This is a genomic window from Algoriphagus lutimaris, from assembly GCF_017051705.1.
Lineage (GTDB): Bacteria > Bacteroidota > Bacteroidia > Cytophagales > Cyclobacteriaceae > Algoriphagus > Algoriphagus lutimaris.
This window is the reverse complement of record NZ_JAFIDJ010000001.1, coordinates 2,445,229-2,464,311: the sequence shown is the minus strand read 5'-3', so window position 1 is coordinate 2,464,311 and position 19,083 is coordinate 2,445,229. Positions and strand designations below refer to the sequence as shown.

Below are 19,083 nucleotides of genomic sequence, written 5' to 3'. Positions count from 1 at the left end.
ATGGAGACACTTGCCATAAAAGTAAAAATTGGGGATAGAGAGTATCCTATGCGCGTCAAAATCGAGGATGAAGCCAAGATTAGGCATGCAGGCAAGTTGATAAATGAAAAATTGAAAAGGTACAAGGAGGAGTTTGGATTGGATGATAATCAGGATTTGCTAGCCATGGTAGCTTTTGACTGCATGGTAGAGTCATTGGAAACCAATGAAGTGAATGCAGAAGATAGTGAACATATTCGCAGGAGTTTATCCCATTTGAATGCTTTGCTGACCAAAGCCTTGTAAATATTTGTTGCCCACTTATTTCAGGAATTTTCAGATTCTCCGCAGGTGAATTTCATATATAAATAACCTATGGGAGATATATTATACATAATCCTAGCCGCCCTGGTAGGGCTTGGTGCGGGAGCCGCGATAGCGGGTTTATTGATTAAAAATAAAAACCAAAAACTCGAAGAGGAGACTAAAGAGCGCGTTAAATCCATGCTCAGAGAGGCAGAGATCAATGCCGAAGCCATTAAGAAGGATAGAATTCTTGAAGCCAAAGAAAAGTATTTGAAGCTCAAATCTGAGTTTGATGAAGAGGTAAATAATAAGAAGAATATTATTATTTCCAATGAGAATAAGGTCAAGCAAAGAGAGCAACAAGTATCCAAGGAATTGGAGCAATTAAAAAGAAAAGAAGCTGAACTGGATAGCAAAAAAGAGAATTTGAATGCTCAGCTTCATGCGGTGAAAGTGAAGAAAGAGGAGTTAGAAAAAGTAACTAATCAACGAATCGCAGACTTGGAAAAAGTGGCAGCTTTGACTCGTGAGGAAGCTCGTGAGCAACTGGTAACCATGCTGACCGAAGAGGCGCAGACCAAGGCATCTTCTCAGATCAAGGATATCCTGGACGAGGCGAAATTGTCAGCTACCAAACAAGCCAAAAAGATTGTTTTGGATACCATCCAAAGAACTGCTACTGAACATGCGGTAGAAAACTGTGTATCCGTTTTCAATATCGAAAGTGATGATATCAAAGGTAAGATTATTGGGAGAGAAGGTAGAAATATCCGTGCACTGGAATCTGCTACCGGCGTGGAAATTGTCGTAGACGACACTCCAGAAGCGATCATTATTTCAGGCTTTGATCCGGTAAGAAGAGAGGTAGCGAGATTGTCTCTTCATAGATTGGTTCAGGATGGAAGAATCCACCCAGCAAGAATTGAAGAGGTCGTTGCTAAGACTGAGAAAAACATCGAAGAAGAAATTGTTGAAATCGGAGAAAGAACATGTATCGATCTTGGAGTGCATGGTCTTCACCCTGAGTTGATCAAGATGGTCGGAAGAATGAGATTCCGTTCCTCCTATGGGCAGAACTTGCTTCAGCACTCTAGAGAAGTGGCGAAGTTATCTGCTACCATGGCAGCGGAAATGGGGCTCAATGCCAAGCTGGCCAAGCGAGCAGGTTTACTTCATGATATTGGAAAAGTATGGCCTGAAGAACAAGAACTTCCTCACGCAGTTTTGGGGATGGAAATCGCCAAAAGATACAAGGAACATCCTGAGGTTTGCAATGCGATAGGTGCACACCACGATGAGATTGAGATGACTTCTATGATCTCTCCAATCGTTCAAGCTTCGGATGCTATTTCCGGTGCGAGACCTGGAGCAAGACGTGAAGTAATGGATAGCTATATCAAGCGTCTAAAAGATTTGGAAGAGCTTGCCTTGAGTTTTGATGGGGTAAATAAGTGTTTTGCAATGCAGGCAGGAAGAGAACTTCGCGTGTTGGTGGATGCCGATAATGTGGATGATTCTACAGCTGGCAAACTATCTTTTGATATTTCACAAAAGATAGAGAAGGAAATGCAATATCCTGGACAGATCAAAATCACAGTGATCAGGGAAATGAGAGCAGTGAATTACGCAAGGTAATAACTGTTGCTAAAATATGATATGGCAGTTACCTTTGGGTATCTGCCGTTTTTTTTTAAGATTATGATTGCCTATAAATTAAGTAGTACTATTCGTTTTTTCGAGGATTTAAGAACAAGCTTTTTTAAACGCAAGTTGGAAGCATCTGATCTTTTTATCCTAGAAAGTAAATTCCCTTATTATTCAAGGCTTTCTACTATCCATAAAAAGGAGTTTTGTGAAAAATTAGAGGTGATACTTACCACCAAAGAATTTATAGGCAGGGGAGGTATCCATATGGTTAGTCAGGAAATGGAGCTTTTGATTGGAGCTACTATTGTCATGGTAACTTTTGGCTGGAAGAAAATTAGACTACCTCAGTTCAAAAGAATATTAATTTATCCCAATGTGTATTATAGCTCGATTTCCAAGAGTTATCACAAAGGAGAGGTGAATCCTAAATTGGGTGTCATTGTCGTTTCTTGGAGTAGTTTCCTTGAAGGTATGGCTGATGAAAAGGATGGGGTGAATTTGGGGATTCATGAAATCGCCCACGCCTTAAAACTTGAAAATTTGATAAAAAGTAATGGGGAAAGCGACTTCTTTAATCCAGAAACCTATCTTGAATATTCCCAATTAGCTGAAAAGGAGCTTAAAATCCTTGCTACAGATTCCTCCTCATTTTTCAGGAAAGAGGGGGGAGTCAATGAGCATGAATTCTTTGCGGTAGCCATTGAGAATTTCTTTGAAAGGCCACATGAATTTTTCAGCTATAATCCAGATTTATATGGAGCTATTGTCCGCTTGTTGAGGCAAGATCCCCGGGTTTGGATTATGAAGTAAGAAGCGCCTTAGATTCCTTTACTACAAGTTCTGGTAAGCCTTTCAATTCATTGAGGGTTTGCCCCCAAAACTCTTCGTAAGAAAGTAGTTTTGAAATGGTCTGTTCAGTGGAGGGAAGTTCCCATGCGGACTTGAATGCCTCTAAAATGCTGGGATCATCTTTCAATGGTATGGTTTCTCCATCTAGGGTTTTTCCCCTATAAAATACCAGCAAGGCGGCCAGAGATTTTACTAGCAAGGGAGGCCAAGTTTTGTGCTTTTCATGATATTCCAATAATGAGGGGAGTACTCTTACTTTAAATTTTGAGATGGAATTTAGAGCGATTGAAATAAGCTCATGGTGGATAAAAGGATTTGCAAATCGTTCCAATACATCATTGGCAAATTGCTCTAATTCCTCTTTAGGCATATCCAAGGAAGGAATGATTTCATTGAATACTACATTTTTTATGAATTGGCCCATTGCCGGATCATTTACTGCCTCACGTACCGTTCTGATTCCCGATAGGTATGCAAACGGAACCATGGAGCTGTGTCCGCCATTTAAGATTCTGACTTTTCTGGTTCGGTAAGGGGTCAAATCCTTGACATATTTCACATCGAGACCAGCCAAGTGCAGGGGGAACTCCTGTTTCACCTGATCAGGGCCTTCAATTACCCAAAGATGAAATGGTTCAGCCATTACAGTTAGTTGATCTTTAAATCCTGTTTTATTCTGGATTTCGTCAATGTCGTCTTTTGGGAAGCCTGGCACTATTCTGTCCACCAGCGTATTGCAAAAAATGCAAGAAGAGAATAGCCATTCAGTAAAATCATTTGGAAGCTTCCAAAGTGTAGCATACCGATCAATGCATTCCTTAAGGCTAGCGCCATTGTTCTCTATCAGTTCACATGGAATAAAGATCAAACCCTTGTCTGGATCTCCTTTAAAGTGTTCAAATCTGTGGTATAACAGCGCAGCAACCTTGGCAGGGAAAGAGTCTGGAATTTTGCTAGGATCTACATCGTAAGGATCAAACAGGATTCCTGCCTCGGTGGTGTTTGAAATGATAAAGCGTAAATCCGGGTTTTCTCCTAATTGGAGATAGGATTTGTAGTCCTCATTCGGATTACTGATTCCAGAGATGGACGTGATTAATTTTACTTCATCTACCTTTTTTCCATCTTTTAACCCGCGTATGACGACATGAAATAAACAGTCTTGTGCAATCATTTTGGGGTCGGCTACTGGAGAATGTACTTGAACCACCTGTATGTTTCCATCAAAAACTCCTTTCTTATTTGCCTCGTCTACCATGAAATCTGTAAAGCCCCTGAGAAAGTTTCCATTTCCATATTGGAGAATTTTTACGGGTCTTTCTTTGGGGTTGATTTCTAATTTTGAAAGTTTTTTCATGGGTATTAATAGATTTCGGAGAAGTGGAAAAATTTGTAAAATGTAAGTTACGAATAGGGGGTTATCGTTCTATCCTGTTGGATATATAGTGTAATAGTTAAGAAGAAGATCCTCGGATAATCAATTCTGGTTTCAAGATGGTCCTTTTTGCCAAGGAGTTTGGTTTGTCATTATTCAATAATTCGAAAAAAGTTTCTGCAGTAATTTTCCCCATTGGAATACTTTTTTGATCTACTGTAGTAATTGCAGGTTCAGTAAAGGAAGTAAAAGGTTCATTTCCAAAACCCGCTAATTTTACATCTTGGGGTATTTTCAAGCCATGTTCTTTCAAGACCTGCATAGCGCCCATGACTGAATAATCGGAGGATGAAAAGATCGCGTCAAATTGGACTCCTTTTTTAAGCAGCTCCTCTGTCATTTGCCTCCCGTCTTCCAATTGCATTTTGCTATTTATTATCAAATCAGGATCAAGTTCTATTCCATTGTCCTTTAGAGCTTCTTCATATCCTCTTTTCCTTTCTTTGTAGATATTGATTCTTTGTGAGCTGGTAAAATGAACGATCCTTCGAGCACCATTTTTTATCAAGTGTTCTACCGTTTGATAGGCTCCCAAAAAATCATCTATGACTACCTGACTCACCTCCAAATCATTAGACACCCGATCGAAAAGTACCAATGGGATTCCTTTTTGAATGATTTTTTCGAAGTGTTCAAAATTTTCCGTGGCCTTGCCAATGGAAGCAATGACGCCATCTACTCTTGCGTTCAGTAAAGTTTCTACTGTTTGTGCCTCCTTTTCAAACTCATCGTAGGATTGGGAGATCACAATTTTATAATCCAGATTATTCGCAATTTCTTCAATTCCTCGAATGACCGAGGAGAAGAAATTCCGGTTGGCTGTAGGTACGATCACCCCAATCAGCCTGCTTCTACCACTCCTCAGTGCGGATGCAATGTGATTGGGTTGATAATTGAGTTGCTTTGCTACCTTTAGAACTTTCTTCTTGGTAGCCTCAGATATTCTAGGGTGATTATTAAGGGCTCTTGATACAGTACTGGCTGTTATGTTAAGTTTCTCAGCAATATCATGAATCGTTGCTTTTTGTTTTTTCATTACAACTCTGGTTTTTGGGTTTATTGATTCTTGATATAGTAAATGATAGGTTATTCTTCATGAGGTTTTCCAATTGTTGCCAAGATACCTCCATCAACATAAATGACCTGACCATTGATGAAATTGCTGGCTTCACTAGCCAAGAAGACTGCAACACCTCCGAGATCTTCAGGATTTCCCCATCTTCCCGCAGGTGTTCTATCAATAATAAAATCGTTGAAAGGATGTCCGTTGACTCTAATGGGGGCTGTTTGTTCCGTTGCAAAATAGCCTGGTCCAATCCCATTGACTTGAATGTCATATTTTGCCCATTCGGTAGCTAGGTTACGTGTAAGCATCTTTAAACCGCCTTTTGCTGCAGCATAGGCACTTACCGTATCTCGACCCAATTCACTCATCATCGAACAAATGTTGATGATTTTCCCTCCTTCTTTTCTTTTGACCATTGATTTTGCTACTCTTTGGGAAACGATGAATGGGGAGACTAAATCAATATCAATGATTTTTCTAAAGTCACCGGGATTCATTTCCAAGGCAGGTGTTCGTTGAATCAACCCTGCATTATTGATTAAAATGTCTATAGGCCCCACTTCTGATTCTATTTTTGAAATAGAATTATTCACAGCGATTTCATCGGATACATTGAAAAGGTAAGGATGAACTCGAATGCCAGCATTTGTATACTTTTCAATGGCAGCTTCCATTTTTGAAGGGGTGTGGCCATTGACTACCAAATTTGCTCCGCTAAGTGCCAATGCCTTAGCCATGGCCATTCCCAATCCGTGGGTGGCTCCAGTAACTAGTGCTGTTTTTCCTTTTAAATCAAAATTGGGTTTCATACTTATCTTAAATCCACAGGTTTGATTCCATCCATATCTGTGTAATCCATGTTTTCTCCGGCCATCCCCCAGATAAAGGAATAATTGGAAGTTCCCGCGCCACTATGGATTGACCATGGTGGTGAAATGATCGCATGATGATTCTTTAACCAAATATGCCTTGTCTCGTCTGCTTGCCCCATAAAATGAGATACTACATTCTCCTCACTTAGGTCAAAATAGAAGTAGGCTTCCATTCTTCTGTCATGGGTATGTGCAGGCATGGTATTCCAAACTGATCCAGGCTTTAATTCTGTCATTCCCATTTGAAGTTGACAGGTTTCCAGAACTGAATTTACCAACAGTTTATAAATCGTACGATGATTGGAATTTTCAAGGGAGCCTAGGGTCACGACCTCAGCATCTTTTCTGGTGATTTTCCGAGTTGGGAACTCTTGATGGGCAGGAGCAGAATTAAAGTACAGATAAGTCTCACCCGTTGGGGAAGGGTGAAAAATAACTTCTTTCACTCCTTTTCCAATGTATAAAGCTTCTTTATGATCCAGTTCTACAGACTCGCCGTCTATATCAATTTTGGTCTTTGTACCAACATTTATAATCCCTATTTCTCTTCGATCCAGGAAATTTTCTGCTTTTAATTGATCTACTGCTTCTAATTGGATAGGGGAATGAACCGGGTGAATACCTCCCACAATTAGGCGATCTTCCATGGTGTAAACTCCTGAGATTTTATCGACCTTGAATAAATCTACGATTAAATATTTATCTCTGATTTCTGAAGTTGGATAGGTTTTAAAATCCTCTGGGTGCGAAGAATATCGAGTGGTTATTTCAGTATTCATTTAGATAATTAATGTAATCGTTTGCACAATATAATCAATTAATCTTAGATTTTTTCGGTGAAATAACTTTTGTAGATTGGTTGAATAGCTTGCATAACTTATTGATTTAATGCGCTTCTATGTGATTAATTAATTTTTGATTTTTAAATCCAATCAAAAGTTTATAATATGCAATCGATTGCTCAAATGATGATTTATCATGGCTATTAACCGAATCATGTTTGTAAATAATTGATAATTAGGAGTTTATATTTAAAGGATTAAAAAGGGGCTTTCTCTAAGATTTTGTAGATCCAGGTTTTTGATGAAAAGCCATGTGCCTGCGTGAGAATACTCCAACAGTCATTTTTTCTGAATTGTTTTAAAATATAAAGTTTCAAAGCAGAAAAAGTAATCTGGGATGTTATGCTTTTAGTTTTTTGATTCAAAAAAATTCAAGAATTAGAAAAAAAGAAAAATCAAGACCCAAAATATGAAGCCATTAAAATTTGCTTGCTTTCAGATCCTTCTGCACCTGATGATCGGAAGTGAATTAATTGCCCAGGAGTCCATTCAATCGATCTATGTAGGAGTGGAGTTTGAGATGCCTAAAGTAAAAGAAACCAGTTTTCCGGATTTGAAGAAAAGCATTGTGGAGTTTGGAGCGGTCGGAGACGGTTTGACCAAAAACTCAGATGCCTTCAAAACTGCTATAGAAGAAGTGGCAAGATTGGGAGGAGGAAAAGTGATTGTACCTAGGGGGATTTGGTTGACTGGCCCTATTACCTTATTGAGCAACATCAATCTGCATTTGGAAGATGGAGCCTTAATTATTTTTAGTGAGGATAAGGATGATTATCCATTGGTGGAAACCAGTTTTGAAGGTCTGAATACCGTTAGATGTATTTCACCCATCAATGCTTATAAGGTAGAAAATATTGCAATTACCGGAAAAGGCACAATAGATGGAAGCGGAGATGCTTGGAGATTTGTGAAGCGAGGTAAAATGACGGAGAGCCAATGGAATAACTTAGTGAAATCAGGGGGGATTGTGGAGGGATCAAATTGGTTTCCTTCTCAGTCTTTTTTAGATGGATACAATGCCAGCAGCAGCTTCAATGTGCCGGATATTACTGATCTTAAGGAATTGGAAAAAATGAAAGATTTTCTCCGTCCAGTGATGATCAGTATTAGGGAAAGTAAAAGGGTTTTATTGGATGGCCCTACTTTTCAGAATTCTCCAGCATGGAACATTCATCCTTTGATGAGTGAGGATGTGATTATTCGTAACCTGAATGTCCGAAACCCTTGGTATTCTCAAAATGGAGATGGCTTGGACTTGGAATCTTGTAAAAATGTACTGATCTATAACAATACCTTTGATGTTGGAGACGATGCCATTTGCATCAAATCCGGTAAAGACAAAGATGGTCGAGACCGAGCGATCCCTACAGAGAATGTGATCATTAAAAATAATATCGTTTATCACGGACATGGAGGAGTGACAGTGGGAAGTGAAATGTCCAGTGGAGTGAAAAATGTTCATGTTTCCAACTGCACTTTTATCGGCACAGACATAGGACTGAGATTCAAAAGTACACGTGGACGTGGCGGAGTGGTAGAAAATATCTGGATTTCCAATGTGGATATGATTGGTATCCCAACAGAAGCGATCGGGTTTAATATGTTTTATACTGGGAATAGCCCAATAATCGAGGAAGACCAAAGCGAAGAAGATGAGGCGAGAGAAGAGAAGAAGATGCCGGTTACTGAGGAAACGCCTATTTTCAGAAATATCAGCATGAAAAATATCCATGTGACCAATTCTGAAACAGCTGCTTTCTTTATGGGTTTGCCTGAGATGAAGCTTGAAAACGTGAGATTGGAAAATGCTGTTTTGGAAGCCAAAAAAGGAATTACGGCCATTGATGCGGCAGGTCTAGAGTTGATCAATGTACGTGTCTTGGGTACTGATGAAGTACCACTGACAATCTACAATAGCCAAGGAGTCACTGTTAGTGGTTTTGAATTTGAGAAAAATGGAAAACCAGCCATTCGCATCTTAGGGAATTCTGATCAAATTGAATTAGATCGGGCAGATTTTTCAAGTCCCGATCAGATTTCAAAAGGAAATGATCTACCAGCCTCTGCTGTAAAATTGAAATAGGATGAAGTTATTTGTGATCCTACTTTCTCTATTCTTCTTAGGTGTTGCTGTGATTTTTGGTGATAAAGTATCAGAGAAGGAGATTACTTTTTTTATGGTTGGAGACTCGACCATGGCTGATAAGCCATATGCTGGAAGTAATCCTGAAAAGGGTTGGGGACAGGTATTTCCTTTGTATTTCAAAGAGGGGATTCGCTTTGAAAATCACGCCAAGAACGGAAGAAGTACCAAAAGTTTTAGGGATGAAGGCAGGTGGGATGTGGTGATGGAAAGATTGCAGGAAGGAGATTATGTGATCATTGAATTTGGTCATAATGATCAGAAAATAAATTCCAAGGATCGCTATGCTTTTGCGGATTCTACCTATCGGGATAATTTAATTCGATTCATTAAGGATGTCAGAGGCAAAGGAGGTAATCCCATTTTGGCGACTCCTATTTCGAGAAGAAGCTTCGATGAAAATGGCGTCTTGATTGATACTCATGGAAGATATTCGGAAGTAGTAAGAGAGGTGTCAGAGGAATATGAAGTGCCTTTGTTTGATTTGCATGCAAAAACAGTCTTGCTCCTCAATCAATTTGGAGTAGAAAAATCCAAGGAATTATTCCTTCATTACCGACCTGGTGATTATTCGGTTTTTCCAGAAGGAAAAGAAGATAATACTCATTTGTCTCCATCAGGAGCTTTCAAGGTAAGCGATTTAGCGGTGGAAGAATTAAAGAGAGAGCTTCCTGAGCTAGTTAAGTTTTTAAAAGACTGAGTTGTTGAGGAAAAGGTCTTTGCCCTATTACAAATTTGCCCAAAATACGTTCTTATGAATTTTATTCGAATTCAGTTTTTCATTCTGCTTTTGAGCGCCACCTTAATTCAGCCATCATTTTCCCAAGGAGAATGGGTGGATCCCAAACCTTTGGATTCGGAAGAGTTAAAAGGAAAAATAGAGCATGATATTGTGGTGGCCCAAGATGGGACTGGTCATTTTAAGACTATAGGCGAAGCATTGGATGCGATCCGTGTTTACTTGCCAAAACCTTTGACAGTGTACATTAGGCCAGGTATTTATAAGGAGAAATTAGTCATCCACGGGCCTGTGACGAACGTGAATTTTGTTGGCGAAAATCCTGAAAACACCATCATCACTTATGATGATTTTGCAGCAAAGGATAATATGGGAACCTTCGAAACCTATACGCTCAAGGTACTTGGAAACTCCCTTACTTTTAAAAATCTAACGATTCAAAACAGGGCTGGGCAAGTAGGTCAAGCTGTAGCCTTACATGCGGAGGGAGATCGCTTGGTTTTTGAAAATTGTCGTTTTTTAGGCAATCAGGACACTATGTTTGCCTCAGGTGAAAATGCCCGACAGCTTTATAAGAATTGTTATATCGAGGGGACGGTAGATTTTATTTTTGGATCGGCTACTGCCGTGTTTGAAAATTGTGAAATTCACGCAAAATCTAACTCCTATATCACAGCGGCTTCCACACCAGCTTGGGTAGATTATGGTTATGTATTCAAAAATTGTAGGATTACCTCAGCAGCGGATATTTCTAAAGTTTACTTGGGAAGGCCATGGAGAGATTTTGCAAAAACTGTTTTTATCAATACTGAAATGCCTGAGTCTATACTTCCGGAAGGCTGGCATAATTGGGGAAGGGAACATGCTGAAAAAACAGTTTTTTATGCAGAATATGGGAGTTATGGTCCAGGGTCAACTAAAGAAGGCAGAGCAGAATGGACTTTTCAGCTTTCTGAGGATCAATTGCTACAGTATCGCAATGACCTTATTTTTTCTGGAAGTAATCACGATGCTGACTATTATGGTAACAGATGGTTTGGCTATGCAAAAGACAGTTCTTTCAACCTGGAGGGTGCTTGGAAAAAGGATGTTAAGAATTTTCCTCAAATCAAACCAGTATATGCTACAAGGAATGTAGATGTCTTGGAGCTAAGAAATCAAGTATACAAAAGCCTGGGAGATCGAAAACTGCAAATGGATGTTTTTGCTCCAAAAAGCATGGAATCGTTAAGTCCAGGAATAGTAATGGTGCATGGGGGAGGTTGGAAGTCTGGAGAAAAAGAACTTCAGGTTCCAATGGCTATGGCTTTGGCGGGAAGAGGATTTGTGACTGCTGTGGTGGAATATAGGCTTTCGCCCGAAGCGCAATATCCTGCAGGAATTCATGATGTGAAAGAGGCGATTCGATGGCTGAAAGTGCATGCAAATGAATTTGGTCTGGACAGCAACAAAGTGGCTATTTCCGGAAGTTCTGCCGGAGGACAAATTGCTGCCTTAGTAGGTCTGACCAAGTCTTTTGAGTACGAGGGTGAAAGCGCTTTGGAAGCTAGTTCAAAAGTTCAAGCAATCATTGACATGGATGGGGTCTTGGCTTTTCATCATCCTGAATCTGCAGAAGGCCAGGTTGCCTCAGAATGGTTGGGTGGTACTTATGAGCAAAAACCTGAGGTTTGGGCCTATGCATCTCCTTTATATTTAAAGCATCCCGAGTATGTTCCTATGCTATTTATCAATTCCCAATTCCCAAGGTTTCATGCAGGGAGGGATGAATTGATCGAAAAGTTAAATGTTGCCGGAGTTTATTCGGAAGTTCACACTTTTTCTGAAAGTCCACACCCATTTTGGTTTTATGAGCCTTGGTTTCAACCTACCGTCGATTTGATGGAAGAATTTTTAAGCAAGATTTTAAACTATTAATATAAATTGAGTAGGGATTCAAAGTTTGTTCCTACCAAACTTTTCATTTCCGATGAGTAACTTGATAAGAAAATAACCACACCAGAATATGAAATTTGAACACTTCGCCATCAATGTTCCCAATGCAAAAGCGACTGCTTTTTGGTACGAGGAACATTTAGGTCTTACGGTAAAAAAGAAAATGGAGGAAGCTCCAAATATGATTTTTCTGGCAGATGATAGCGGCACCATCATGCTTGAGCTTTATAACAACCCAAAAGGGGAGACGCTGGAATTTGAAAAATTGCACCCACTTGCGGTTCATATTGCTTTAGTTTCTCAAGATCCGACAGTGGATAAAAACCGATTAATAGCAGCTGGGGCCACGGAGTTTTCTGATGATATTTTACCAGATGGTTCCCATTTAGTTATGCTGAGAGACCCTTGGGGCATTTGTTTGCAATTATGTAAAAGGGCCACTCCCATGATTTCATAGTAGAGTTTAAGAATGGAGAATTGTTTGATATGCCTATGAATGATCTGAACATAAGTTTTGAGAAACTGTCCAATACATTGGAAAGTGTGCTGCAGCGCTATGGCTTTGATGCTCAAAGAGCTGAAAAATGTGCATTGCTTTTTGCTCAAACGGATTTAGATGGGGTTCGGTCTCATGGCGTAAATCGATTTTTAAAACTTCTGAACTTTATTCGGAAAGGTTATGTCGATCCAAAAAAGGAGCCTGAAATAGAAAGTAATCTTGGGGTGTTTGAGCGTTGGAATGGTCAATTGGGGGTAGGGAACCTTAATGCTGATTTTGCCATGGCAAGAGCTATAAAGATTTCCGAGCAATTTGGGATAGGCTGTGTCGCTTTAAAAAACACCAACCATTGGATGCGCGGAGGGAATTTCGGTTGGCAGGCGGTAAATGCAGGTAAAATTGGGATTTGCTTTACTAATACCAAAGCTAATATGCCCGCTTGGGGAGGTAGTGAACCTAAGCTTGGGAACAATCCATTAGTGATAGGTATACCCCGATCAGAAGGCCCGGTGGTGTTGGACATGGCCATGTCTCAATTTGCCTACGGGAAACTTTCCGTGTTTTCCATGGCAGGAAAAAAAGCTCCATATGCAGCTGGATTTGATCAGGAGGGGAATCTTACAAATGATCCGAAAACCATAATAGAAAATGAGATGGCAATTCCGGCAGGTATGTGGAAAGGAGCAGGATTGTCCTTGATTTTAGATATGTTAGCCACTTTACTTTCTGGGGGAGATAGTACCCATGAAGTAGATCAATCCGGTGAAGAAATTGGGCTTTCCCAGGTGTTTTTATGCTTTGATCCCAAGAAATTGGAATTGGAGGATTGGTTCGATCAAAAAGGAAATGAGATTATAAATGAACTCAAAAGTTCCAAGGTGTTTGAAGGAAAGGAAGTCTTGTATCCGGGAGAGAATGTCCTTAGAACAAGAGAGAAAAATAGAAAAAAAGGAATTCCTGTAAACAGGGAAGTCTGGAGTCAAATTTTAAATGAGTTAGAAAAATGAAAAAATTCGGAATTGGAATAGTAGGTACAGGATCTATCGCGGTTAAACATGCACAGGCCATTGAAGAGTTAAAAGGTGCGGAATTGGTGGCACTTTTTAACCCGAATTCCTCCAGCGCCAACGTGGCAAAGGAGTTATTTTCAGCTCCTGTGTATTCCGAATTAGATGAATTTTTAGGCCTTCCGAATTTAGATGTAGTATGCATTTGTACTCCGAGCGGAATTCATTTGGAGCCTGGGTTGGCTGCAGCCAAGGCTGGAAAACATGTGATGGTAGAGAAACCTATTGAAATCACCTTGCCGAGAGCAGATCAATTAATTGCAGCATGTGAGAAAAGTGGGGTTCAGCTGGCTGTAATTTTTCAAAATAGATTTGCGGAGGATTTCATAAAACTAAAGAAGGCAGTTGTTGAAGGGGTTTTCGGAAGATTGTTGGTAGGCAATGCCTATGTCAATTGGTTTAGGGATGATGCGTATTATGCCACCAGTAAGTGGAAAGGTACTTTGAAAGCCGATGGGGGAGGAGCCCTTATCAATCAGGGGATCCATACCATTGATTTACTTTTGGATTTAATGGGGGATGTAGCGCATGTCTACGCGCAAGTCCAAACCACTCTGTACCCAATAGAAGGTGAAGATTTGGGAATGGGCTTAGTTCAATTCAAAAATGGGGCCCTGGGGAATGTCACCTCTGCAACCGCCTTGTATCCGGGATACCCCGAACGAGTAGAGATCTTTGGTACCAAGGGAAGTGCAATCCTGGAAGGAGGTAAGATCATTGCCTGGAATATCAAGGGAGAAGAAGCTTCAGAAATAAAGGGGGAGCCAGGTTCAGGCTCAGGTTCTTCAGATCCTAATGCCATTGGTTACCAATTGCACCTTCAACAATGGGAACTGTTTTTAAAAGACATCAAGAATAACTCAACTCCTACAGTAGACGGGAAAACTGCACGAAAATCAGTAGAGTTGATTCGAGCCATGTATCAATCCTCCAAAACTGGTCAAAAAGTAGAATTCCCTTTCAAAGACAAAGTAGGTTAAAGGGATACTCCTCTTTTCCAAGGGATAAAATCATCTTGCCCCAATTGCTGGGCTTTGGTCATTTTTCCACTTGCGACAGCAATGACCTGCTCTAAAATTTCCTCACCCATTTGTTGAATGGATTTCTCTCCGGAAATCACATGCCCCGTGTTGACGTCTATGATATCTGGCATCCTTTCCGCCAAACGGCGGTTGCTGGATACTTTGATAACTGGTGTGATTGGATTTCCGGTGGGAGTGCCTAAACCTGTAGTGAAAAGAATCACATTGGCTCCAGAACCAGCCATTGCAGTGGTGCTTTCCACATCATTCCCAGGGGTGCAAAGCAAATTTAGACCTGGTTTTCTGACAATTTCTCCGTAATCCAATACATCTGTGACTGGAGAGGTACCTCCTTTTTTTGCGGCTCCCGAAGATTTCATTGCATCTGTGATCAATCCATCTTTGATATTTCCAGGAGAGGGGTTCATGTCAAAACCGGAACCTACTGCCTCTGCAGCAGAAGCATAAGATCTCATTAATGCTGAAAATTTCTCTGCACTTTCATGGGTTACGCATCTGTTGATCAGTTCTTGTTCCACTCCGCATAGTTCAGGGAATTCAGATAGAATTGCTTTTCCTCCAAGAGCGACGATGAGATCCGCAGCATATCCCACAGATGGATTGGCTGAAATACCAGAAAAACCATCTGAACCACCACACTCTAATCCCACCGTCAATTTATTCAATGGAGCGGGTTGCCTACGTAGTTTATTTACCTCAGCTAATCCAAGGAATGTTTCTTTGATGGCATGGGTCAATAATTGCTGCTCTGTTCCTTCCTTTTGCTGCTCCAAAATGATCAATGGTTTTTGGAAATCAGGATTCATCTCTTTCAGTTTCTGTTCTAAGATGGAAGCTTGTGCATTTTGACATCCCAAGCTTAAGACCGTTGCTCCGGCTGTATTAGGATTATTGATGTATCCAGCCAGTAAGGTGCAAAGAGCTTCGGAATCCTGTCTTACTCCACCACATCCTCCCTGATGATTTAGAAATTTAATACCATCTACATGTTGAAATAATTTTGAATCCTTCCTTTCTGTAAATGTGGAAACTGAAAGATTGGCGATTGCTGCTTGGTCTCCCGCTTGGTAGTGCAAAGCCATTTCCTTGACCAGTTGCTTGTATGGATTAGGTTTGGCAAATCCTAATTCTTCCAAAAAAGCTTCCTTGATAGTATCTACATTTCGATTTTCACAAAATACCAAGGGAATAACCAACCAGTAATTATCCGTTCCAACTTGTCCGTCACTTCGGTGAAAACCTTGAAAGGTCCTGTTTTGAAATTTGCTTACATCAGGAGCTTCCCAGTGGTAATCTTCTGTTTTTTCTCCAAAGCTTTCTGCTTCATGACTGATATTGGATGTGGTCAGGGGATAGCCTGAAGGAATATCTACCACTGCTTTGCCCACAATACCTCCATACATATAAATTAAATCTCCCTTGCATAGGTCCTCCATTGCGAATTTATGTTTAGCAGAAACCGGAGCCTGTAAGATTCCTTCTATACCTGCAATGGAATATGGTTCTCCTGCTTCTAAATCCTGTAAGGCTACTAAAACATTGTCCTTGGGATGAATTTGTATTACCCTATGGTTCATGGGTTTAATTAGTTATATTGTGCAATCGATTGCGCAAAGATAGGGTTTCTTTGGTAAAAGAAAAGAATGAAAAATTATTGTATTGCTATCTCTGTGGTAGAGTATGCCGGGATTTTAAGGAAAGAGGCTAAAAAGAATAGAATTCAGTTTTCAATTAAGGACATCTTTTTAAGCTTAGACAAGAAATTACCCTTGTATACAGGTTTTTAAATCGATTCCGTAAATCATCGGGCAACTGAGTCAGGAAAAAGTTATTATTGTTAAATGCCTATATTTCAAATAAACCCATGAAAAGAACCCTTTCAATTTTAGTGATCACCATTTTTTTAGGAGTTCTTCCGTTTTCCTGTTCCTCTCCGCTCAAATTTAAAATCATCAAACTAGGTCATGCCCAGGTGGTTAGTCATCCGGTACATGAAGCGATGTTGTTTATGGCCAAGCAAATTGAGAAAAAATCAAATGGAAAAATCAAGGTCAAAGTATACCCTAACCAGCAATTAGGCTCCGAAAGGGAATTGCTCGAACTGCTTCAAATTGGAAGTTTGGGTATGACCAAAGTGTCTGCGGCTGCTTTGGAGGGCTTTGCGCCGACCATGCAAGTGTTTGGAATGCCCTATTTATTTAGAGATGACGAGCATCAGCGAAAAGTATTAGAAGGGCCCATTGGTAAACAACTGCTCCTAGATGGAGAAGAGTTTTGGCTTCGGGGATTATGTTATTACGATGCAGGGAAAAGAAGTTTTTATACCAAAGATAAACCTGTAGAAACTCCTGAGGACTTAGCTGGTCTGAAAGTACGGGTAATGGAGAGTGTGACGGCATCCAATATGGTAAAAGCACTTGGGAGTTCACCTACACCGGTTTCCTATGGTGAATTGTATACGGCTTTGCAACAAGGGATCGTAGATGCTGCGGAAAATAACCCACCAAGTCTTTACACCTCCAAGCACTATGAAGTCTGTAAATATTATAGTCTGGATGAGCATACCGCTTTACCGGATGTGGTCATTATCAGTACCAAGGTCTGGGAAGATTTGACTGAGGAAGAGCAACAATGGGTACAGGAGGCAGCGGACGAATCTGCTACCTATGAATATAAACTTTGGGAAGAATCTTCAGCAGAATCCATGCGTGAATTGGAAGCCGCTGGTGTGACCATTACCTATCCGGATAAGGAGCCTTTCCGAAAAGCAGTGGAAGGTGTTTATGACCAATTGAAAATAGATCAGCCTGAAATTTATGAAATCGTTCAGGCCATTAGAGATGTGAAATAATTAACCCAAGATTCTTTATACATGTTTTCATTAGAAACTAAATCCAAACTTGATAAACTGATCTCGCATCTGTTGGTCATCTTGATGGCCTTGATGGTGATCAATGTGACTTGGCAAGTTACTTCAAGATATATTTTTAAAGACCCTAGCTCTTTTACAGATGAACTTTCTAGATACATGATGATCTGGGTAGGGATGCTTGGGGCAGCGTATGTTGCAGGTAAAAACGAGCATTTAGCCATCGATATACTTCTGACGAATTTAAAAGAGAAAGCTCAGGATAAATTAATGATCCTGATCAGTGTGTGTATTCTGGTATTTGCCATCGTAGTGATGGTTATTGGCGGATCTAATTTGGTGTACATCACTTTTATTCTTGGTCAAAAGTCCGCTACTCTTCAAATCCCCTTAGCCTATGTATATGGCATTATTCCTTTTAGTGGGTTGTTAGTCACCTACTACCAGGTAGTATTTATTATTCAATTGTTCCACTCTATCCAAACAGCTGAATAATGGAAGTTCTTAGCGTTTTAGTACTGGTGTTATCATTTATTTTCTTTTTAGGAATTGGTGTTCCAGTGGCTTGGAGTCTAGGACTTTCGAGCATGTTTACTTTAATGGTGACAGTAGCTTCTATGCCTGCCATTACCACCGTGGCCCAACGAATGGGGACTGGACTGGATAGTTTCTCCTTGCTGGCGATTCCATTTTTTATTTTGGCGGGAGAGCTCATGAATCGAGGAGGGATTGCCAATCGGTTGATAAATTTTGCCAAAGCCCTTACAGGAAGACTCCCCGGAGGATTACTTCATGTGAATGTCATTGCAGCCATGCTGATGGGAGCCATTGCAGGTTCAGCCGTAGCGGCAGCATCTTCTATGGGAGGAATCCTGGGAAAAAGAATGGAAAAAGAAGGATATCCAAAAGAGTTGGGGGCCGCTGTAAACATCACCTCCTCTACAACTGGATTGATTATTCCACCTTCCAATGTTTTAATCGTCTATTCCTTGGCCTCAGGAGGGGTGTCCATTGCTGCCCTATTTGTGGCAGGATATCTTCCAGGCTTATTAGTGGGATTGTTGTTAATGATCACTGCAGCGGTGATGGTTAAAATAAAGAAATTACCTGCAGGAGAGGCCAGTTCTTTCAAGCATTTATTGAGCACTTTCTGGAAAGCAATTCCAAGTTTATTCTTGTTGGTAGTGGTAATTGGAGGGATTATCGGCGGGGTCTTTACGGCAACTGAAGCCTCTGCCATTGCGGTAGTGTACAGCTTGGTACTTTCCATGATTTATAGGGAAATAGGAGTAAAGGATCTACCTGCGGTATTGTTGAAATCCGCAGAAACTACCGCGGTGGTGATGTTGCTTATCGCTACATCCATGGCCATGTCTTGGGTGATGTCCAGTGAGGAAATTCCTCAAAGTATTTCCAATTCCTTATTATCCTTGAGCGATAATATTTTCGTGATCTTGATTATGATCAATGTGCTGCTTCTGTTTGTGGGGATTTTTATGGATATGACTCCTGCAGTATTGATTTTCACACCTATCTTTTTACCTGTTGTTACCTCTTTGGGCATAGATCCAGTTCATTTCGGTATTATGATGGTACTAAATCTTTGTATCGGTCTTTGTACTCCACCAGTAGGCTCAGTATTGTTTATAGGGGTAGGAATTGCCCAAACTACAATTCAAAAGGTAATCAAGCCCCTACTTCCGTTCTTCTTTGCGATGATCTTAGCCTTGGCCTTGATTATGATATTTCCTGAAATATCACTTTGGCTACCCCGGGTGTTTGGGCTTTAAAA

General features: G+C 40.4%; 18 protein-coding genes. 13 read left to right on the top strand and 5 right to left on the bottom strand.

Annotation, left to right across the window (positions count from 1 at the left end; all coding sequences use genetic code 11):
* The 3 genes from JYB62_RS10100 to JYB62_RS10090 all read left to right on the top strand — a co-directional run bounded on the left by JYB62_RS10100 (position 1) and on the right by JYB62_RS10090 (position 2,742).
* Positions 1-285 carry a cell division protein ZapA gene (locus JYB62_RS10100; protein WP_205645253.1) on the top strand — a complete coding sequence of 95 codons (285 nt, stop codon included), beginning with the start codon at positions 1-3 and terminating at the stop codon, positions 283-285.
* A 69-nt stretch (positions 286-354) separates the two neighbouring features.
* Positions 355-1,920: a ribonuclease Y gene (rny, locus tag JYB62_RS10095; RefSeq protein WP_205645252.1), complete on the top strand. Its 1,566-nt coding sequence runs from the start codon at positions 355-357 to the stop codon at positions 1,918-1,920.
* A 21-nt stretch (positions 1,921-1,941) separates the two neighbouring features.
* Positions 1,942-2,742 (top strand): zinc-dependent peptidase, encoded by an 801-nt coding sequence (locus JYB62_RS10090; RefSeq protein ID WP_243431499.1) that lies wholly within the window; start codon positions 1,942-1,944, stop codon positions 2,740-2,742.
* Here the strand turns inward: JYB62_RS10090 and JYB62_RS10085 are convergent.
* The 4 genes from JYB62_RS10085 to kduI form a co-directional block, all read right to left on the bottom strand.
* Positions 2,732-4,138, bottom strand: coding sequence for a tagaturonate reductase (locus JYB62_RS10085; protein WP_205645251.1), 1,407 nt, complete (start codon positions 4,136-4,138; stop codon positions 2,732-2,734). The genes JYB62_RS10090 and JYB62_RS10085 overlap by 11 nt on opposite strands.
* Positions 4,139-4,235: 97 nt before the next feature.
* Positions 4,236-5,252, bottom strand: coding sequence for a LacI family DNA-binding transcriptional regulator (locus JYB62_RS10080; RefSeq protein ID WP_205645250.1), 1,017 nt, complete (start codon positions 5,250-5,252; stop codon positions 4,236-4,238).
* Between the two features lie 50 nt (positions 5,253-5,302).
* The gene (locus JYB62_RS10075; protein ID WP_205645249.1) at positions 5,303-6,091 is read right to left on the bottom strand and encodes a gluconate 5-dehydrogenase; all 789 of its coding nucleotides are present in this window, start codon (positions 6,089-6,091) and stop codon (positions 5,303-5,305) included.
* 2 nt (positions 6,092-6,093) lie between these two features.
* A complete protein-coding gene (gene kduI, locus JYB62_RS10070; protein ID WP_205645248.1) occupies positions 6,094-6,933 on the bottom strand; it encodes a 5-dehydro-4-deoxy-D-glucuronate isomerase in 840 nt (279 codons plus the stop codon).
* A gap of 517 nt (positions 6,934-7,450) precedes the next feature.
* Between kduI and JYB62_RS10065 the strand changes: the two genes are divergently transcribed.
* From JYB62_RS10065 to JYB62_RS10040, 6 genes are all read left to right on the top strand, one after another.
* Positions 7,451-9,079, top strand: coding sequence for a glycoside hydrolase family 28 protein (locus JYB62_RS10065; protein ID WP_243431536.1), 1,629 nt, complete (start codon positions 7,451-7,453; stop codon positions 9,077-9,079).
* Position 9,080: 1 nt separating this feature from the next.
* Positions 9,081-9,839 carry a rhamnogalacturonan acetylesterase gene (locus JYB62_RS10060; RefSeq protein WP_205645246.1) on the top strand — a complete coding sequence of 253 codons (759 nt, stop codon included), beginning with the start codon at positions 9,081-9,083 and terminating at the stop codon, positions 9,837-9,839.
* Between the two features lie 54 nt (positions 9,840-9,893).
* Positions 9,894-11,795 carry a pectinesterase family protein gene (locus JYB62_RS10055; protein ID WP_205645245.1) on the top strand — a complete coding sequence of 634 codons (1,902 nt, stop codon included), beginning with the start codon at positions 9,894-9,896 and terminating at the stop codon, positions 11,793-11,795.
* 88 nt (positions 11,796-11,883) lie between these two features.
* Positions 11,884-12,270 (top strand): VOC family protein, encoded by a 387-nt coding sequence (locus JYB62_RS10050; protein WP_205645244.1) that lies wholly within the window; start codon positions 11,884-11,886, stop codon positions 12,268-12,270.
* 35 nt (positions 12,271-12,305) lie between these two features.
* The gene (gene yiaK, locus JYB62_RS10045) at positions 12,306-13,319 is read left to right on the top strand and encodes a 3-dehydro-L-gulonate 2-dehydrogenase (RefSeq protein WP_205645243.1); all 1,014 of its coding nucleotides are present in this window, start codon (positions 12,306-12,308) and stop codon (positions 13,317-13,319) included.
* Positions 13,316-14,359, top strand: coding sequence for a Gfo/Idh/MocA family protein (locus tag JYB62_RS10040; protein ID WP_205645242.1), 1,044 nt, complete (start codon positions 13,316-13,318; stop codon positions 14,357-14,359). Before yiaK ends, JYB62_RS10040 begins: the two co-directional genes overlap by 4 nt.
* Here JYB62_RS10040 and JYB62_RS10035 read toward each other — a convergent pair.
* A complete protein-coding gene (locus tag JYB62_RS10035; RefSeq protein WP_205645241.1) occupies positions 14,356-15,999 on the bottom strand; it encodes a UxaA family hydrolase in 1,644 nt (547 codons plus the stop codon). The two genes, JYB62_RS10040 and JYB62_RS10035, sit on opposite strands and share 4 nt — an antisense overlap.
* A 66-nt stretch (positions 16,000-16,065) precedes the next feature.
* Here JYB62_RS10035 and JYB62_RS10030 point away from each other — a divergent pair, with 66 nt between their 5' ends.
* From JYB62_RS10030 to JYB62_RS10015, 4 genes are all read left to right on the top strand, one after another.
* Positions 16,066-16,209, top strand: a complete 144-nt coding sequence (locus JYB62_RS10030) for a hypothetical protein (protein ID WP_205645240.1) — start codon at positions 16,066-16,068, stop codon at positions 16,207-16,209.
* A 77-nt stretch (positions 16,210-16,286) separates the two neighbouring features.
* Positions 16,287-17,273, top strand: coding sequence for a TRAP transporter substrate-binding protein (locus tag JYB62_RS10025; protein ID WP_074222954.1), 987 nt, complete (start codon positions 16,287-16,289; stop codon positions 17,271-17,273).
* 21 nt (positions 17,274-17,294) lie between these two features.
* Positions 17,295-17,786, top strand: a complete 492-nt coding sequence (locus JYB62_RS10020) for a TRAP transporter small permease (protein WP_074222955.1) — start codon at positions 17,295-17,297, stop codon at positions 17,784-17,786.
* Positions 17,786-19,081 carry a TRAP transporter large permease gene (locus tag JYB62_RS10015; RefSeq protein ID WP_205645239.1) on the top strand — a complete coding sequence of 432 codons (1,296 nt, stop codon included), beginning with the start codon at positions 17,786-17,788 and terminating at the stop codon, positions 19,079-19,081. The genes JYB62_RS10020 and JYB62_RS10015 overlap by 1 nt, the downstream gene beginning before the upstream one ends.
* The last annotated feature ends 2 nt before the right edge of the window (positions 19,082-19,083 follow it).

Coding starts and splice junctions, on each gene's coding strand:
- JYB62_RS10100 (WP_205645253.1), top strand. CDS start 1: ATGGAGACACTTGCCATAAAAGTAAAAATTGGGGATAGAGAGTATCCT.
- rny (WP_205645252.1), top strand. CDS start 355: ATGGGAGATATATTATACATAATCCTAGCCGCCCTGGTAGGGCTTGGT.
- JYB62_RS10090 (WP_243431499.1), top strand. CDS start 1,942: ATGGCAGTTACCTTTGGGTATCTGCCGTTTTTTTTTAAGATTATGATT.
- JYB62_RS10085 (WP_205645251.1), bottom strand. CDS start 4,138: ATGAAAAAACTTTCAAAATTAGAAATCAACCCCAAAGAAAGACCCGTA.
- JYB62_RS10080 (WP_205645250.1), bottom strand. CDS start 5,252: ATGAAAAAACAAAAAGCAACGATTCATGATATTGCTGAGAAACTTAAC.
- JYB62_RS10075 (WP_205645249.1), bottom strand. CDS start 6,091: ATGAAACCCAATTTTGATTTAAAAGGAAAAACAGCACTAGTTACTGGA.
- kduI (WP_205645248.1), bottom strand. CDS start 6,933: ATGAATACTGAAATAACCACTCGATATTCTTCGCACCCAGAGGATTTT.
- JYB62_RS10065 (WP_243431536.1), top strand. CDS start 7,451: ATGATCGGAAGTGAATTAATTGCCCAGGAGTCCATTCAATCGATCTAT.
- JYB62_RS10060 (WP_205645246.1), top strand. CDS start 9,081: ATGAAGTTATTTGTGATCCTACTTTCTCTATTCTTCTTAGGTGTTGCT.
- JYB62_RS10055 (WP_205645245.1), top strand. CDS start 9,894: ATGAATTTTATTCGAATTCAGTTTTTCATTCTGCTTTTGAGCGCCACC.
- JYB62_RS10050 (WP_205645244.1), top strand. CDS start 11,884: ATGAAATTTGAACACTTCGCCATCAATGTTCCCAATGCAAAAGCGACT.
- yiaK (WP_205645243.1), top strand. CDS start 12,306: ATGAATGATCTGAACATAAGTTTTGAGAAACTGTCCAATACATTGGAA.
- JYB62_RS10040 (WP_205645242.1), top strand. CDS start 13,316: ATGAAAAAATTCGGAATTGGAATAGTAGGTACAGGATCTATCGCGGTT.
- JYB62_RS10035 (WP_205645241.1), bottom strand. CDS start 15,999: ATGAACCATAGGGTAATACAAATTCATCCCAAGGACAATGTTTTAGTA.
- JYB62_RS10030 (WP_205645240.1), top strand. CDS start 16,066: ATGAAAAATTATTGTATTGCTATCTCTGTGGTAGAGTATGCCGGGATT.
- JYB62_RS10025 (WP_074222954.1), top strand. CDS start 16,287: ATGAAAAGAACCCTTTCAATTTTAGTGATCACCATTTTTTTAGGAGTT.
- JYB62_RS10020 (WP_074222955.1), top strand. CDS start 17,295: ATGTTTTCATTAGAAACTAAATCCAAACTTGATAAACTGATCTCGCAT.
- JYB62_RS10015 (WP_205645239.1), top strand. CDS start 17,786: ATGGAAGTTCTTAGCGTTTTAGTACTGGTGTTATCATTTATTTTCTTT.